The sequence below is a fragment of the Gemmatimonadaceae bacterium genome (genome assembly GCA_020851035.1).
Lineage (GTDB): Bacteria > Gemmatimonadota > Gemmatimonadetes > Gemmatimonadales > Gemmatimonadaceae > JACMLX01.
In genome coordinates, this window is the sequence record JADZDM010000014.1 from 1 (window position 1) to 15,962 (window position 15,962).

13 protein-coding genes and 1 CRISPR repeat array are annotated in these 15,962 nt (G+C 70.0%); of the genes, 2 read left to right on the forward strand and 11 right to left on the reverse strand.

All coding sequences use genetic code 11. From position 1 onward, the window contains the following. The first annotated feature begins 66 nt into the window (after positions 1–66). A CRISPR array of direct repeats spans positions 67–906; the repeat unit is 36 nt; unit sequence GCTTCAATGGAGCCGCTCGTTGACCTGAGCGGAAAC. Between the two features lie 190 nt (positions 907–1,096). From cas2 to IT355_10715, 7 genes are all read right to left on the reverse strand, one after another. After that, a complete protein-coding gene (gene cas2, locus IT355_10685; protein ID MCC7053723.1) occupies positions 1,097–1,393 on the reverse strand; it encodes a CRISPR-associated endonuclease Cas2 in 297 nt (98 codons plus the stop codon). A 12-nt stretch (positions 1,394–1,405) separates the two neighbouring features. Continuing rightward, on the reverse strand, positions 1,406–3,091 hold the full coding sequence (gene cas1 / locus IT355_10690; GenBank protein ID MCC7053724.1) for a CRISPR-associated endonuclease Cas1: 1,686 nt from the start codon (positions 3,089–3,091) through the stop codon (positions 1,406–1,408). Positions 3,092–3,264: 173 nt separating this feature from the next. Continuing rightward, positions 3,265–4,116, reverse strand: coding sequence for a hypothetical protein (locus IT355_10695; protein MCC7053725.1), 852 nt, complete (start codon positions 4,114–4,116; stop codon positions 3,265–3,267). Further along, entirely contained in the window at positions 4,097–6,070 is a 1,974-nt protein-coding gene (locus IT355_10700) for an ATP-binding protein (protein MCC7053726.1), read from the reverse strand. The genes IT355_10695 and IT355_10700 overlap by 20 nt, the downstream gene beginning before the upstream one ends. A gap of 49 nt (positions 6,071–6,119) precedes the next feature. After that, entirely contained in the window at positions 6,120–7,127 is a 1,008-nt protein-coding gene (locus IT355_10705) for a hypothetical protein (protein ID MCC7053727.1), read from the reverse strand. Further along, positions 7,124–7,402, reverse strand: a complete 279-nt coding sequence (locus IT355_10710; GenBank protein MCC7053728.1) for an Lrp/AsnC ligand binding domain-containing protein — start codon at positions 7,400–7,402, stop codon at positions 7,124–7,126. The genes IT355_10705 and IT355_10710 overlap by 4 nt, the downstream gene beginning before the upstream one ends. Beyond that, positions 7,399–8,616 carry a pyridoxal phosphate-dependent aminotransferase gene (locus tag IT355_10715; GenBank protein ID MCC7053729.1) on the reverse strand — a complete coding sequence of 406 codons (1,218 nt, stop codon included), beginning with the start codon at positions 8,614–8,616 and terminating at the stop codon, positions 7,399–7,401. The genes IT355_10710 and IT355_10715 overlap by 4 nt, the downstream gene beginning before the upstream one ends. Before the next feature lie 231 nt (positions 8,617–8,847). Between IT355_10715 and IT355_10720 the strand changes: the two genes are divergently transcribed. Further along, positions 8,848–11,010, forward strand: a complete 2,163-nt coding sequence (locus tag IT355_10720) for a DbpA RNA binding domain-containing protein (protein ID MCC7053730.1) — start codon at positions 8,848–8,850, stop codon at positions 11,008–11,010. A gap of 5 nt (positions 11,011–11,015) precedes the next feature. Continuing rightward, a complete protein-coding gene (locus tag IT355_10725) occupies positions 11,016–11,630 on the forward strand; it encodes a thymidine kinase (protein MCC7053731.1) in 615 nt (204 codons plus the stop codon). Between the two features lie 81 nt (positions 11,631–11,711). Here the strand turns inward: IT355_10725 and IT355_10730 are convergent, their stop codons facing one another. From IT355_10730 to IT355_10745, 4 genes are read right to left on the reverse strand one after another with little or no spacing between them, the layout of a single operon-like run. Then, a complete protein-coding gene (locus IT355_10730; GenBank protein ID MCC7053732.1) occupies positions 11,712–13,742 on the reverse strand; it encodes a hypothetical protein in 2,031 nt (676 codons plus the stop codon). Continuing rightward, complete coding sequence (locus IT355_10735; protein ID MCC7053733.1) at positions 13,742–14,914, reverse strand: type II secretion system protein; 1,173 nt, start codon at positions 14,912–14,914, stop codon at positions 13,742–13,744. The genes IT355_10730 and IT355_10735 overlap by 1 nt, the downstream gene beginning before the upstream one ends. Further along, the gene (locus IT355_10740) at positions 14,914–15,333 is read right to left on the reverse strand and encodes a prepilin-type N-terminal cleavage/methylation domain-containing protein (protein ID MCC7053734.1); all 420 of its coding nucleotides are present in this window, start codon (positions 15,331–15,333) and stop codon (positions 14,914–14,916) included. The genes IT355_10735 and IT355_10740 overlap by 1 nt, the downstream gene beginning before the upstream one ends. Continuing rightward, positions 15,333–15,884: a type II secretion system protein gene (locus IT355_10745; GenBank protein ID MCC7053735.1), complete on the reverse strand. Its 552-nt coding sequence runs from the start codon at positions 15,882–15,884 to the stop codon at positions 15,333–15,335. Before IT355_10745 ends, IT355_10740 begins: the two co-directional genes overlap by 1 nt. Positions 15,885–15,962 lie beyond the last annotated feature (78 nt).

A 15,962-nucleotide genomic window follows, 5' to 3' on the forward strand; every position in this document is an offset into this window, starting at 1 on the left:
ATGGAGCCGCTCGTTGACCTGAGCGGAAACGAGCCTGACCCCGGCGCTGACAGTCGCGCAACTGCGGCTTCAATGGAGCCGCTCGTTGACCTGAGCGGAAACGAGCCTGACCCCGGCGCTGACAGTCGCGCAACTGCGGCTTCAATGGAGCCGCTCGTTGACCTGAGCGGAAACCTGAGCATCGAGTTCGGCATCAGCCAGCGCCTCCGCCAGCTTCAATGGAGCCGCTCGTTGACCTGAGCGGAAACCGGGCGCGCTCGCCAATGCGGCGAATGGGCCGATCACGCTTCAATGGAGCCGCTCGTTGACCTGAGCGGAAACGGGCGCCAAACGCGATCCTCACCGCCGAGGCGATGGTGCTTCAATGGAGCCGCTCGTTGACCTGAGCGGAAACGCGCGCGGCAGGAGGGGCGTCTCCTCACGGTGCAGCAGCTTCAATGGAGCCGCTCGTTGACCTGAGCGGAAACTGGCCCGACTGCCGCGCAGATCCTCGCGATCTACACGCTTCAATGGAGCCGCTCGTTGACCTGAGCGGAAACCGGCACCGGCATGGAAAACACCTACTTCTCGCTCACGCTTCAATGGAGCCGCTCGTTGACCTGAGCGGAAACGAATCGCAGTGGGATGAGCTGGGCACGCTGTGCGACGTGCTTCAATGGAGCCGCTCGTTGACCTGAGCGGAAACGCCACGAGGAGCGGGATGCCCTGATTCGAGCCGAAAGCTTCAATGGAGCCGCTCGTTGACCTGAGCGGAAACATCCTGGCCGAGCTGAAGCCGCGTGGCGATCGCGTCGGGCTTCAATGGAGCCGCTCGTTGACCTGAGCGGAAACGGTGCCCACGTCCGCCGGCAACCGGTGTGCGGTCGTGCTGCTTCAATGGAGCCGCTCGTTGACCTGAGCGGAAACCCTACATATCCCAAACTACTTCCCTGCAACAGCTTACAAGCGCCCCTGCGAGCGGGTACCCAGGAAGCCACCCAACGGAACCGCGCGCCGGGCGCCACGACCACACTACCGCCGCCAACGTGCTGCCACGCAATGACTTGGCGCACGCGAGCGGCCCGGGCGAAACCTGAAGCACCCCACCGCTCGCACCTCAGATGATCACCGCCCCTGGCTTGTCACGCAGGCTGATCCCCTCGCGCCCCACGAAACTCACCGCATGCGGCGCGCGACCGCTCATCGGACCGAGATCCACGAACATCACGCGATCCTCGGCCTGATGCATCACCTGTAACACCTGTTCCCGGAGCAACTGCAACTCCACGTCCGTGAGGTCGCAGATGAACACCGAATACTGCACGCCATCGCCATACCCGTCGAGCAATCGGTGCATCCGGCGCAGCCGCTTCGCCTCGCTCACGTCGTACGCGATCAGCCAGCGATGCCGCATCGTCCCTCCGCCTCAGCGTGTCGTGAACGGCCGGTACGCCGCCGTCTCGGCCAGCAACACCGCCCGCAACATGCGCGCCTGCAGGTCGAACAGCCGGCGGTAACTCACCTGATAGCCGAAGACGGGATGCATGATGAACTGCTCCAGCCGGCGCTCGAATCCCGCCAGCACGACCCGGCGACCCTTCGGCGTCAGCATCACCCCGCGCGCGCGGGCGTGGAAGGCCGACGGCTCGAGTTCACCCTGATTGAACAGAGTGATGCACACGGAATCGGCCACCAGCGGCCGGAACTCTTCCATCAGGTCGAGCGCCAGCGATGCACGGCCGTGGTGCGGCTCGTGCAGGATGCCCACGTACGGGTCGAATCCGGCCTGCAGCGCGGCCGAGGTGCACTCCCGCACCAGGTGCGAGTACAAGAAACTCAACACCGCGTTCACCGGGTCAAGCGGTGGACGCCGGTTGCGCCCGTTGGCCCGGAACTGCGCACCCGCCCACGCACCCCGTTCGCGGAACAGCGCCGGAAAGGCCGCGAAGTAAGTCCGTGCGGCGTAGCCTTCCATGCCCAGCAGCGTGTCGCGATCCGCCACCGTCCGTGACTGACGCGCGAGTTGAGCCAGTCGTCCCGTCACCGCATGGTCGGCCACCGGAAGATTGCGCCGCAGCAGGGTGCGCTGGTTCTGCACCTTGCCCGCCACCAGCGCCGCCGCGATCCGACCCTGCAGTGGTGTGCCGAGCGCACGGTGCTGCGCCATCCGGACCGATACGTTCCGGTGCCCGATCCCCGCGCCCGCCTGTCCCACGAACCAGCCGCCGAAGGAGTGGAACATCACCGGCGTTTCATCCTCCATCAGCGCGCGGATCGCCTGGGTGGTGACCTGGATGTTGCCATGCAGGACCACGGCGGAGATGTCCTTCGACAACACCTTGACCGGGTCCGCATCCGGGGCTGTCACCACGAGGGTGTCACCGACCTTCTTCACCACGCTGCCCTGTTCCTGCACGTACAATGGTCGTGCCACCGGCCGCGGCGCCACCAGACGGCGCACGGTGGTGGCGTCACCCCGACCCGCGAGCAGATTGGTCTCATCCAGCAGGCAGATTCCGTTCAACGAGCACCGGGTGCACTTCGGGCTGTCCACCAGCGGCGCCGGGCAGCGGCCGGACGACGCCATCGCCTGGACGCCCCGGATCGCGTCAGTGGCCAAGCTCACGAGCGCATCGTCGATCGGCACGTCGACCCGCTCCTTCACCTCGGCGAAGTACAGCACACCACGCTCCACGTGGTAGCCGTTGGCACGCAGGATCATCGCCTGCACTGCCAGCTGCACGCGCTCCGGATCGTACGCGCGGGCCGCGTTGTCGGGCGGCGCACCCTTCTTGTACTCCACCGGAGTGGCGAGGCGTCCGGACATCTCCAGCAGGTCGACCCGCGCGATCAGACCGTCGACCTCGGACGAGAGCAGGACCGAACGGGCCGTGAGCTCGTGCGCGGGCTCAGGTGTGTCGGAGCCATCCGGCACCTGGCGCGGCGTCGGCACATCGACACGCCGGTGCACCCAGCGCCCCTCGATCGTGTCGAGGTTGTCCGACCACTCGCCCTGCACCCATTCCAGGTACGCCAGACGCGGGCAGTAGACATACTCGTTCACCATCCTCGCCGGCACGAGGAGCTGATCTGATTCGGCGGTTTCCGACATGCTCGATGCGGTGCGTGAGGTCGACGGTTCCAGACCCAGACCGCGCGACGCCCGGAGCCCCCCGGGCCGCGATACGCGGCACACCGTTCATGACGTCACCATCCGCCTTCGTCTCTCACTGTCCCGAATGCCCGTCGTCCACGTTGCCGGCAGGGCACCGTGCCGGCATCCACCTACCGCTCCCCCCCCACCTCCCCCACCCGCTGCTCCACCCGCATCACGAACCGCATCGGCGGCATCCCCCCCTGACCGACCATCACCGCCCGCATCGTCATCAGCATCCGCGACCGCGTGATCCACCCCCGCCGACGGTCCAGCAGCACCCACCCGGTCACGCTCGCCCCCGCATCCACCGCCACGTCCTTCATCAGCCCGCGCACCGACACCCACGCGAAGTCGCCGAAGTGCGTCAGCGAGTCGAGCGTGAATTGCACATCGATGCCGTCGCCCGGCGCGCCGGCCAGCGCCATGTGCCGCGTCCAGCGCTCCCGCGCCCGCACCGGCGTCACGGGCAGCGCCGCCGGCACCCGGTCCACCAGCGCCGCCAGCGTCGCGATCGTGGCCGCGGTCTGCACCGACGCATCGTCCAGCACGATCAACTCACCATCCGGCGCCACCTTCATCCGCAGCGTGCGCCCCTGCAGCGCCATCCCGCTCGCGATCCGCGCCCGCCGGCTCTCCTCCTTGCCGCCGGTGGCCCGCACGGTCACGCTCTCCACCAGCGACGTGACCACCGCCCCCAGCGAGTCCACCGCGTCCACCCGCGACCGCAGCACCACCATCGTGCGCGTGCTCACACGCACCGTGGAATCACCACCCGCCAGCGCGATGGTGCCCTGCTCGTCCACGTCGTGCTCCACACGCTGGCGGATCATCTCGCCGGGATAGGGCCGCAGCACCAGCATCACCCGCAGGTCGGCGGGCGCCCGCGGGGCCGCCGCGCGCGCCCGCTGCGCCTGCAGCGATCCACACGCCAGCAGCACCAGCGCGGCACCGCGCCACACGTCAGAAACCGTACGGATCATCACCACCGGGCAGGGCGAGGGGCTGGACGAGCGGCTGCGGCACACCCAGCGGACGGGGGGCCACCTGCCGCCGGAACTGCGCCGTGAAATACGTTCGGACATCCCGCGGCTGTTCCCGCTCGGTGGCACGCACCGCACGCAGCACGTCCGCCTCGTCCACCAGCGCAGTGGCACTGCGCAGCCAGTCCAGCGTCAGCCCACCCTCCAGGCGCCGCAGCCGGCGCAGCATCGCGGCGTCGAACTCCTCCACCGGCGCCGCCGGGAACCGCTCCACCCCGGCGCGACCGGTGAGCACGCTGGGTCGCGGGAACCGCACGAAGACGGGCTGCGAGAAATGGGGGTGCCGGACCATCAACTGCCCCTTGTCGAGGGTGGACAACTTCGTCCGGACGGCCGGACTCAGCACCGCATACCCCGGTGTGGCCAGTTCGTCGCCATCCATCCGCCCGTAGAGCGCCGTGCCGGCATTCCCCACCACCCGCTTGTGCACCTGGCTGCGGAACTGCTGGGCCGAGAAGAGCACCATCCCCAGGTAGCGGCCCCGCTCGGCGATGTCGAGCAGCATCCGGCGCACGTAGGTCTCGGGCCCGTCACCGGGCGCGTACTTGTTCAACTCGTCCACGAACACCACCACGTGGTTCACCCCCAGGTCGCGGCGCTCGAGGTGCTCGCGCAGCTTGCTGACGACGCGCGCGAAGATCAGCCCCTGCGCATCCTCCTCCAGGTTCGCGACGTCGATCACGTGCACCGAACGATCCGCGAAGGTGCCGAACGGCAGGTCGCTCACGTCGGCACCGTCCGTCACCAGGCCGGCACAGCGCGTGGCCAGGTTCACGAGGCGGTTGCGCACCTTGCGCACGGTGGCCACGTGGTGCGTGCGCCACGTCTGCGCGTCCTTGCGTTCCAGCCCGTCCAGCAGCGTGCGGAACCACGCATCCAGGTCGGCGAAGGTCTGCACCACCATCTCGCCGCCGATCAGCGGGTCGCTGAACTTCTGGCCCACCACGCGGTCGGTGATGAAGTCGATCAGCGCATCGGCCTTGGCGTCGATGTCCTCGCGGTCCAGCAGCACGCCGGCATACTGCAGCACCTCGCGCAATCCCCACGTGAGCGGCTGCACGTTGTGCAGCAGCGCCTCGTTGCTCCGGATGGTCGCCAGTCCGCGCAAGGCCGCGTCGTAGGGGGCGTAGTATTGCACGTTCGCGAACGGTGCGGCCGGCACGCCGAGTTTCTCGTACATCGCCAGGTCGTCCGGCGCGAGCGTGGCCGGCTGGTCGAGGTAGAGCAGGTCGGGGCCCTTCACGTTGAAGCAGACCGCCGCCACCGAGCCCTTCTCCGCCGGGAAGTGCTGGAAGATCGACTGCAGCAGCCACTCCACGGCACTCGTCTTCGTCGCCAGCCCGCTCACGCCGGTGATGTTCAGGTGCGCGGCCTCGGGGCCGAGCAGGAAGTCGGCGTCGAGGTACACCGGGCTCTCGGTGCCACCGCTGCGGTACAGCCCCACCGGGATCGCGGTGCGGTGGTCGGAGGCGAGGTAGCTGTCCATCCGCAGTGCCAGCGCGACATCCGCGTCGTCCGCCAGCCAGACGGTGCCCATCGGCACCGGCTGCAGCGGCTCGTCGGGCATGTGGCGCAGCACGCTGGCGGTGTAAAGCCGGATCTCGGTGCGCTGCGTCGCCACCAGGCCGCCGTCGGGTTGCCCGTCGCGGCCGAGCACGTCGTCCAGCGGCGAGAGCATGTCGGTCCAGCCCTGCCCCTCCATCACCACGCCGAACACCTGCGGCACGTGGCCGTTCACCGCCAGGCTGCCGTCCACGCGCACGATGGTGCCGATGCCGACATTCGCGTCCAGCGCCGTCCAGAAGTGGAACTCGTGCGGCGTGCTCGGGCGGCGCTCGGTGGCCACCACACGGCCCAGCGGGCGGCGGGTGTCGTCTGCAGGCAGGTCAATCATGTCGGACATCATCTCGCACGATACGGCTCGGTGAAACGGGGATCGAACGTCAGGCCACCGCACGGAGGTACACTTCGCAGTCACGGATGGCGTACGGCATCACGTCCCAGCGCGAATCCGGGCGCGCCAGTGGTGCGCGCTCCGCCAGCAGCCAGCGACTCACGCGATCGGCGTGCCCCTCGGCGGCGGCGGCATCCATCTCGCGTGCCCCGGTCTCGACCCGGACCAGCCCGAAGAAGGGATCGTGCCCGCTGGCGCTGCGCAGGCGCAGGTACCACGTGAGGAAGTGCGGGTTCCCGTCGCCGCCGAATGCGGTGATGCAGGAGGTGCGCTGGCCGGACGCGAGGGACGTCACCAGCGGCAGGGCATCATCGGGGAGGTAGAGCGTGGCATGGCTCTTCACCACGCCCACCACGCCGGTGCTGCGCAACATCGCGCGGCTCGACCGCAGCGAGCCGTCCACGTACAGCGCGCGGGACGGGTGCGCACTGCACCAGGCCTCGCCCATGTCACGTTCCAGGTCGTTGCGCACGCGCGAGAGGCCGTCGAGCGCCTGCCGCAGCAGTGCGGACGGATGGCGGGACGGCACCGGGAGGTCGTCGTCGGTGTCGCGCAGCAGGTGGCCGCGCGTGTCGAGGATGTCACAGAGCGCCGCCCACGTGGCGTCGCCGATGAGTGCCCGCGACCCGTACACCGCGTGATCCACGGCCGGCCGGAGCCAGGTGGCCATGCGCCCCTCGAAGTCGCGCTCGCGGATGGCCGCCGCCGCGGTGCCGTGCAGCAGGGGCACGCCGTCGAGGTAGGCCACCGTGGCGCTGCGCTGGATGCCGTCCAGGAACCCCTCGAACGCCGCCACGACCGGTGCCTCCACGTCCAGCACGCGGAGCACGCCGCCCACGGGTTCCACGTTGGCCTGCTGCACGAGCGGCGTGTTGTCCTGCGCCAGGGCCTCGAGGCGATCCGGGCCGGCGAGGCGGACCCGATCGCCGAGTGATGCGCGCAGCACGCTGCGCGCCACCTCCACGGCACGGCCGGCAGGCGGTGCCGACGTGCTCACTCCACGCCGAGGTCCCACGCCTGCTCGAGATCCCGCTTCGAGTAGGCGCGGAAGGCGGTGAGCGTCTGCGTGCGCACGATGCCCGGCACCGTGATGAACTCCTCGGTCACCACCCGCGCGATGTCGTCCAGCTCCGGCACGCGCACGATCGCCACCAGGTCCCACGCCCCGCTCACCGAGTACACCTCGGCCACACCGCGGATCTCGGCCAGTTTCGTGGCCGTGGCCGGGATGCTGGCGGGTTCCGCCTGGATCAGCACGATGGTCGTGATCATGCGGACACCCGCGTGAGGGACCGGTACGTTTCACAGATGCGCCGCACTGCCTCCAGCACGTCGGCTTCGGCCGCCGCGTAGCTGAGGCGCACCCAGCCCGGTGTGCCGAACGCGGTGCCGGGCACGATCGCCACGCCGTGTTCCTCGAGCATCTTCGCCGCGAACACGGTGCCGGCGTCATCACCGCCGCCGCTGATCGCACTCACGTCGAGGTAGAAGTAGAAGGCGCCGGAGGGGTGGATGTAGGGTGGCGCCCCCGCCTCGTCCAGGATCACCATCGCCGCATCGCGCCGCGCGCGGAAGGCGCGCACCATCGCGGTGATGCTCTCCTCGGCGGCGTCACGCTCCGTGAGCGCCGTGAGGGCGGCGTACTGGCTGGGCGTGGCGGCGTTCGACGTGGTGTGGCTCTGCAGGTCTGTCATCGCCTTCGCGACGGCCCGCGGCGCCACCGCCCAGCCGATGCGCCACCCCGTCATCGCGTACGACTTCGCGACCCCGTCCACGATCACCAGGTTCGAACGGTCCGTCACGAGCTCCAGCGCACTCACCGCCGGCACCTCGTAGGAGATGCGCCGGTAGATCTCGTCGCTCAGCACCCACCAGCCGCGCGCGCGCGCCAGCGCCAGGATGTCGCGCAGGACGGCGGCATCCCAGGTGGCGCCGGTGGGGTTGCTCGGCGAGTTCAGCATCAGGCCGCGGGTGCGCGGCGTGGCCGCCGCCTCGAGATCGGCGACCGTCACCTGGAAGCCGTTGGCCGGATTCCCCATCACGGCCACCGGCGTCGCCCTGGCGAGGGCCACGATCTCCACGTAGCTCGTCCAGGCCGGCGTGGGGATCAGCACCTCGTCACCGGCGCCGAAGAGCGTGAAGCAGGCGTTGAAGAGCGTCTGCTTGCTGCCGTTGCTGACCACCACGTCGGCGGCGGTGGGCGCATCGGCCACCGCGCCGGCCCAGCGGTCGGCGGCGTGGCTGGCGATGGCCTCGCGCAGCGGCAGGATGCCCTCGGTGGCGGTGTACTTGGTGTGTCCGGCGGCCACGGCGCGGGCGGCGCCGGCCTTCACGAAGTCCGGGGTGTCGAAGTCCGGCTCCCCCACCCCCAGGTCGATGATCTGGCGGCCCTGCGCCTTCAGCGCCTTGGCCCGCGTCGAGACGGCGATCGTCGCCGAGGGGCGAAGCTGGGCGATGTTCGGGGACGGGACGAACTCGGCAGGCATGCGGCGTTTGGGCGGCGGGCGGTTTCTGGGTACCTTGATTGGCTTCCGTATGCTAATCCGCCGTGGTCAGGCGGCAACGGAGCACCCGCGGCCGGGATGTGCGACGCAGTGCGTGCGCGCGCCACGCGGGTCAGCGCAGTTCGATGTTTGACATCCCAGCGTCCGATCCCGCGCGCCCGTGAGTGGCCCGCCGGCTTCCTCACGTCTTCCCGCAACAACTCCGAGGCCCTTGTGCCCAAGGCCGATAACGCCGCCCCGTCCGCCCCGAAGGTCACCCGCAACCAGCAGGTGGTCCTCACCGCCCCGCCCACCGTGGCGGCGATGGTCTCGCTCGTCCAGCCCGCCCTCGAGCGGCTGCCCGCCGGATCGGCTGGGGTGCATCTCGTCATCCTCGTGCCCGACGCCGATACCGCGCTCGCCGTGGCGCAGGCCGTCCTGCCCGCCGGCGATGCCGCGCCGGTGCTGGTGCCCATGACCTCCGCCACTCGCGGCGCCCGCCTGCTGGCCGGCAAGCCCGCGGCGATCGTCGGGGCGCCCGCCGACCTGGCGGCGCTGCTGCCGAGCGGCCTGCTCAAGCTCGAGGGGGTCACGCAGCTCCTCGTGCTGCAGGCCGACCTCACCCTCGCCCTCGCCGACGAGCCGTCGATCACGACGCTCATGACCGAGCTGCCGAAGGACATCGCGCGCACGCTCACCATGGCCGGCGAGACCGATGCCGTGACGGCGTTCGCGAAGGCCTACATGAAGCGCCCCCGCCGCGTGGGTGACGACGTGATGGCCGAGGGCAGCGCCCCGGTCAGTGTGCACTACGTGCTGACCAGTGCCGCCACGCGGCCGGCCACGCTCCGGCGTGTGCTGGATGCCGTCAATGCACCGTCGGCGGTGGTCGTCGCGGCCGAGCCGGCGCAGCTCGCCGAGGCGGGTTCCGCTCTCCGCGCGCTGGGATACGACGCCGCGCAGGGTGACGTGCAGGCCACCGCCGGCCCGGTCACCGCGCACAGCGTGCTGCGCGTGCTCTACGACGTGCCGGCCTCCCGCGCCGCACTCGACGCCGCCATCGGTGGTGCCCCGGTGCAGGTGATCGTGCTCGTCACGCCGCGCCAGGTGCCGCACCTGCGCGCCCTGCTCGCCGGCGGGTCGCTCACCTTCTTCATCCTCCCCGACACCATGGCCCATGCCGTGGGCCGCGACGGCGCCCGCATGGGTGAGCTGCGGAAGATCCTCGCCGAGGGCGTGAGCGCCCGCGAGCTCGCCGCGCTCGAGCCGCTGCTGGACGAACACGACGCCATGGAAGTGGCCGCGGCGGCGCTGCGCCTGCTGGAGCGCGAGCGTGAGACGGCGAAGGCCCTGCGCATCGGTGTCACCACCGCGCAGCCGAAGGACGTGAAGCGTGCCCTGGCAGCGACGGCCGCGCAGGACGCCGGCGCCGCCCCGATGACGGCACCGGCACCGATGGCAGCCCCGGCGCCGACGGCACCCGCCGCACCGTCGCCGATCGCCGCGGACGGCACCCCGCACGAGTTCGTGGTGCTGTGGCTCAACATCGGCAACGATGACGGCGCGACCGCCTCGTCGTTCGTCGGCGCGATCACCGGTGAGACCGGCCTCGATCGCAGCGTCGTCGGCAGCATCGACCTCCGTGACAGCCACACGCTGGTCGAGGTCTCGGGTGCACACGCCGAGCAGATCGTGGCCGCGATGAACGGCACCACCATGCGCAACCGGCAGGTGATCGCCCGCATCGATCGTGTCGGCCCGATGCGCACCACGCGCAGCGCGCCGGCCGGCCGCGGCGGTGATCGCCCTGGGGCAGGCCGCAGCAGCGGCGGCTTCTCGCGCGATCGTGGCGATCGTCCGGCGCGTCCGTCCTTCCGCCGCGACGAGGGTGATGCGCCCCGCGAGCGCAGCGGCTATCCGCGCCGCGACGCCGGTGACCGGCCGGCCCGGCCGTCGTTCTCGCGCGATGATCGTCCCGCGCGTCCGCCGCGTGAGGGAGGCTTCTCGCGCGACGAGCGTCCGGCGCGCCCGTTCAGCCGCGACGACCGTCCTGCACGGCCGCCGCGTGAGGGCGGCTTCTCGCGTGACGACCGCCCGGCCCGTCCGTTCAGCCGCGACGACCGTCCCTCCCGTCCGCCGCGCGAGGGTGGGTTCTCGCGTGACGACCGGCCGGCCCGCCCGCCCCGCAGCGGAGGCTTCAGCCGTGACGAGCGTCCGGCGCGGCCTGCCGGTGGTGGCTTCAGCCGTGCCCCGCGTGACGCGGGCGCCCCGACCAGCCGCGGCTTCACCCGCGACCGCGGCGACGCCCCGTCCGGCCCGCGCACCGAAGGCAACGACTTCGCGGAGCGTGCCGAGCGCCTGCGCAATGCGCGCAAGCCGTCACGCACGGAGGACTGACTGCGGTGAGCGACGGCTTCGTGACGTCCTCCGGCGGGTGGATCGAGGTGATCGCCGGCGTGATGTTCAGCGGCAAGAGTGAGGAGTTGATGCGACGCGTGCGGCGGGCGACCATCGCCCGCAAGCGTGTCCAGGTGTTCAAGAGCCATCTCGACGATCGCTACACGGGGTTGTACAACGTCTCCAGTCACGACGGCCGTGACCTGGAGGCGATTCCCGTGGACTCGGCGAGCCAGCTCGCACACCAGCTCGACCCCATGGCGCAGGTGGTGGCCGTGGACGAGGTGCAGTTCCTCGATGCCGGCATCATCGCGCTCGCCACGGCCCTGGCCGTGCGCGGGCGGCGCGTGATCCTCGCCGGCATCGACACCGACTTCCGCGGTGAGCCGTTCGGCGCCATGCCGCAGCTCATGGCGGTGGCCGAGCAGGTGACCAAGCTGCACGCGATCTGCGTGCTGTGCGGCAATCCCGCCAGCCGCAACCAGCGGCTGATCGACGGCAAGCCCGCCCGCTGGGACTCGCCGACGATCATGGTCGGTGCGGCGCAGTCGTACGAGGCGCGCTGCCGCGCCTGTCACCGCGTGCTGCTGGACGACGACGTGCAGGTGCCGCTGCTGTAGTCGCGCCGCCGCGGCGCCCGGACACACGAACGCCCCGCCGGAGTCCCGGCGGGGCGTTCGTGTGTCCGTGGCGGCCGGCGATCAGTCGTCGGGCGTGAGCCGGTCGAAGAGCGTCGCGATGCTGAAGCCGACGGGGTCGATCTCCATGTACCGGTTGTCGAGGTACCGCCCGGTGGTGGGGAAGTACGGCGGTGGCCGCAGGTTCGCACAGCGGTCGTAAGTGTACTGCTTGATGAACCCGGTGCCGTTGGTGGCGGTGAAGGTGCCCACCGCGCCGCGGGCTTCCTGGATCAGGCCGCCCAGCAGCGCGAGGCAGCCCCGCCCGCGTTCCGTGCCGTTGCACGGGTTGCCGGTCACCTGGCCCTCGTCGTGGTTCTGCACGCGGAACGACATGTCCATCGCCATCACCACGCTGTGGAGCGTGAGGTCCTTGCTGTCGTCGAGCAGGCGGAAGCTGGTGGCGGCCGTCACGTCGGCGTCGGTCTGGTTGTTCAGCATGTTGTCCGCCACCACCACGTCCTTGTCGGACAGGATGCCCAGCACGTCCACGCAGCGCCCGGTGGTCGCCGGGTTGGTGCCGTAGCGCAGGTCGTCGAGCACCACGGCCGTGCCGGTGGTGTGCAGCGTCACGCGACCCACCAGCAGCCCGCTCAGGCCGACGGTGCCGGAGACGTTGATCACGCCGCGGGCGCCCGGGTTCACCGAGCGGTGCAGCGGGAAGAGGTAGGCGGCCTGGTTCGGGGCGCGCAGCAGCAGGCGCGGGTCGACCGCGCCACCGTACAGGCGCCAGGTGCCGTAGGCATCGGCGGGATCGAAGGTGGAGTTCGGCCCCACGTTCGTGCTGGTGCCACCGTACGAGGCCGGTGCCAGCTCCGCGAAGTTGAGCTCCGGCGCACCGCCCAGGAAACACTGCGACCGGTTGCCGGCCAGCAGCGCACCGCTGCGCGACAGGATGGAGCGCGTCTCGGCGGAGTTCAGCGGCGTCGTCTTGAAGTTCAGGCTGTTCACCATGTTGGTGCCGGCCACTGCGCCCAGCGCCGCCTGGAACCGCCCCAGCAGCCAGGTGCGCACGGCGGTCTGCTCGTGTGCATTGGCGGTGAAGAAGCGGTCACCGAAGCCGGGCACGTTGATCCACTCGCCGCAGAGGCCCTTGCGGGTCACCAGGTCGGTGGAGAACAGCTCCTGGTCGCCGCGGATCCACGCAATGGACTGCGACGAGCCGCTGTTGGTCGTGTAGACGCGGATGAAGCCGTCCTGCGGATCGGTGGAGCTGCCATCGTTGTCGAGGTCGATGTTCACGAACTCGATGCGCATCCGGACCGTGGTCTCGTCGCCGTTGGACGGGGCCACGAAATTCAGCCGGCCGCTGGCGGCGTACGTCGCCATGTTGCTCAGCGCCGCCGGCGTGGGCATCGGGATCGGGATCGAGTGCTCCGTGTAGCCCTTCCAGAAGTCGGCCTGGTCGGGCTGGATGATCATCTTCGCGGTGCCCACCACGTCGCGGAACTGGGCCGCCCACGGCAGCGCCGCCTTGCTGGTGATGCGGATCGTGTCGTTGGACCAGGTCGGGCCGAACAGCACGTCACCGCTGCCGAACCAGATCGGGCCACTGCCGCGGTTCTCGCGGTTCGACCAGTAGGCGAAGCGGGCGAAGTTCTCCTGCGCCAGCTCGAGCCGGCGCACGACCTTCGCGCCGGTCTGGTCGGTGGCCTGCGCGATCACGGAACCGAACGCGCCGAACTGGCCGGTGGTGGCACCGGTCGGCCCGGCCCACACCCTGACCTGCACGCCCGGGATCACGTTGCCCGAGGCGTCCTTCAGCACGCCACCATTGAACGTGATCTCGCGGTAGCCGGACTCCGGCATCGCGTCGGGGTCGGCGTTGATGTAGCTCTTGCCCATCTGCAGCGCCGCATCGGCCGCGTACTGCAGGTCGGCGGCGCGGTTCGAGAGCCCGGTCGCCAGCTTGGTGCCGCTGGCGAGGTACACCGCCGACAGCGCCAGCGCACCGAGCGCCACCGTCAGGATGAGAGTGATGATGATCGCCATCCCTCGGCGATCCGCCGGTCGCGTCGTCGCGCCGGACACCGGAAGTCGGGTGGAGAGTCGCATCAGGGCACCGTGATTTGGATGGCGGAAGTGAGCGCCGAGGGCGCTGGGGTGCAGTCGAGGGCGGAGATCGCGTACTCGTAGATCGTCCCGGACGCGACGGTGTTGTCGATGTACTGCAGCGACGACATGCCCGCCCCGGGCACGTTGGTCAGCGGCTCACCCCAGTCCACCGCGCCGGCCAGGCGCCGGTAGACGGCGTACATCTCCACGTCGCGCTCGCCCGCCAGCTCGTCGGTGCTGGCATTCCACACCAGCTTCACGGCCGGCAGGCCGGACAGCGTCACGATCGTCAGCGCCGGCGCGCCCGCGGCCAGCGGGCTCTCGCCGCACTGCGCGCGCTGCAGCAGCCCCTGGTTCGCGATCCGGATGTCGCGCGTCACGGTGTCGATGATGGTGCCGCCCTTCGAGTCGGTGTAGGTGGCGATCAGTGCGATCTTCACCACCGCGATCGAGTCGATCAGCGCCGCGCTGCCGGTGTCGGCGGCCGCGCCGTGCTTCGACACGCTGTGGAACATCGGCAGCGAGCCCGCCGCCACCTGTGTCAGCACGCCAGACAGGTTGCGCTTGTAGTAGCGGAACACCGGCAGCCCGGTGGTCTGCACCAGGTTGCGTGCGATCACCTCGGGCGACTGCCGGTTCACCTTGCGGTACAGCACCACCTTCTGCCCGCCGGGAATCGGCGAGGCGCCGGTGTCACTGACCACGTAGTAGTTGATCGTCTCGGCGTTGCTCACGTACGATGCCGTCGGGTAGGTGCTGGCCGAGTTCGGCAGCGTGATCGCCGTGCCGGTGTTGAGCGAGCCGAGCGCGGTGCTGTCAGCGTCCGGGTCGTAGAACACCGCCACCAGGTCGTTGGAGCGGGCCGTGACCATGTTGGCGTTGAAGGACACGGCGTTCACCGCCCCGCGGACCATCAGCGGCTGGCCGTCGAACACGCCGACCCCCGTGTTGCGCATGTCCTGCTCGATCGCATCGATGGCGAAGGTCGCCGACCGGGTGGCGTCCGTGCGCCCGGAGGTGCGGTTGACCGCCGCCGTCTGGGCCTGGTACAACGGTGCCGCCAGTGCGATCAGCACCAGCGTCACCGAGATCGCGATGAGCAGCTCGAGGGTGGTGAAGCCGGCTCGCAGCGTTCGCGCGCGCGGCATCGCGTGGACGAATGGCTGTGGCATCAGAACGCTCCGACGAAGGATGTCTTGGAGATGGTCGCACGGGCACCGGGGAGCTGGACCCGGACCGTCACGATCTTGTAGTCCACGGTGTCCGTCGGCGTCCCACCCACCCGCGTGACCTGGGTGGTGCGCGAGAAGCCCGGGGAACCGGGCAGGGCGGACTCGCTCGAGACCATCGTGTCGAGCGACGCGTACGGGGTGGCCGTGCGCACCGCCTCCAGGCGCTGGTTCGCCAGCTCCTGGGCACGCGCCGTCATGCGCGCGTACGAGTCGGTCTGCTGGTACTTGACCGTGAAGCCGGCCATCGCCAGCAGCGCGGCGGTCAGGATCACCGCCGCCACCACCACTTCCACCAGCGTGAAGCCCTTCCGGTTCGACAGGCGCGGCGCGATGACCGCGACAGGTGAGGTCGTCGTCATCAGATGCCCGCCCGGATCCAGCCGGTTGAGGAGTACTTGTAGCCGTCGGCTCGGCCGGTACTCTGCGTCACGTAGACCGCCCGCGATGCGCCCGCATCGCTCGGACGGGCCGAGATGAAGAACGCGGCGTCGGAGCTCGCGGCGCCATTGCGACGGAAGATCAGCGACGGATACCCGTCGAGCACCTTCGGCTTGGCGAAGGCCGTGGTCCCCGACAGGCCATCGAGTGCCGCCGGCGAGGTGGTGAACTTCACCCCCTGGTCGAGCGCCACCCAGTACGACCGGTCGCCGGTGTCGAAGACGTTCGAGTTGTTCTTGTCCTCCACCACGCGCAGCCGGCCGGTCGACACGTCCACGCTCACGATCACGTTGTACTGCTTCGTCAGCGCGGTGCGCTGCGCCTGCACGAACACCGTCATCATCTGGCGCAGTCCGGCATCACTGCGCATCCGACTGAGGTCGATCTTCGGCACCGCCATCAGGGCGACCACACCCATGATGATCAGCGTCGTGACCAGCTCGATCATTGAGAAGCCGCTTCGTCGCGACATCCGCATCTGGACCTGCCCGGGGCTACGAGGTGAGGAGTTCCACAGCCAGAGACGAGGCTGCGGAGCCGGCGTAACAGT

Bases quoted from the DNA above. Each gene is read 5' to 3' on its own strand.
- IT355_10710 (MCC7053728.1), bottom strand. From the start codon at position 7,402: ATGATCACGACCATCGTGCTGATCCAGGCGGAACCCGCCAGCATCCCG.
- cas2 (MCC7053723.1), bottom strand. From the start codon at position 1,393: ATGCGGCATCGCTGGCTGATCGCGTACGACGTGAGCGAGGCGAAGCGG.
- IT355_10740 (MCC7053734.1), bottom strand. From the start codon at position 15,333: ATGACGACGACCTCACCTGTCGCGGTCATCGCGCCGCGCCTGTCGAAC.
- IT355_10745 (MCC7053735.1), bottom strand. From the start codon at position 15,884: ATGTCGCGACGAAGCGGCTTCTCAATGATCGAGCTGGTCACGACGCTG.
- IT355_10695 (MCC7053725.1), bottom strand. From the start codon at position 4,116: ATGATCCGTACGGTTTCTGACGTGTGGCGCGGTGCCGCGCTGGTGCTG.
- IT355_10730 (MCC7053732.1), bottom strand. From the start codon at position 13,742: ATGCGACTCTCCACCCGACTTCCGGTGTCCGGCGCGACGACGCGACCG.
- IT355_10735 (MCC7053733.1), bottom strand. From the start codon at position 14,914: ATGCCACAGCCATTCGTCCACGCGATGCCGCGCGCGCGAACGCTGCGA.
- IT355_10700 (MCC7053726.1), bottom strand. From the start codon at position 6,070: ATGATTGACCTGCCTGCAGACGACACCCGCCGCCCGCTGGGCCGTGTG.
- IT355_10715 (MCC7053729.1), bottom strand. From the start codon at position 8,616: ATGCCTGCCGAGTTCGTCCCGTCCCCGAACATCGCCCAGCTTCGCCCC.
- cas1 (MCC7053724.1), bottom strand. From the start codon at position 3,091: ATGTCGGAAACCGCCGAATCAGATCAGCTCCTCGTGCCGGCGAGGATG.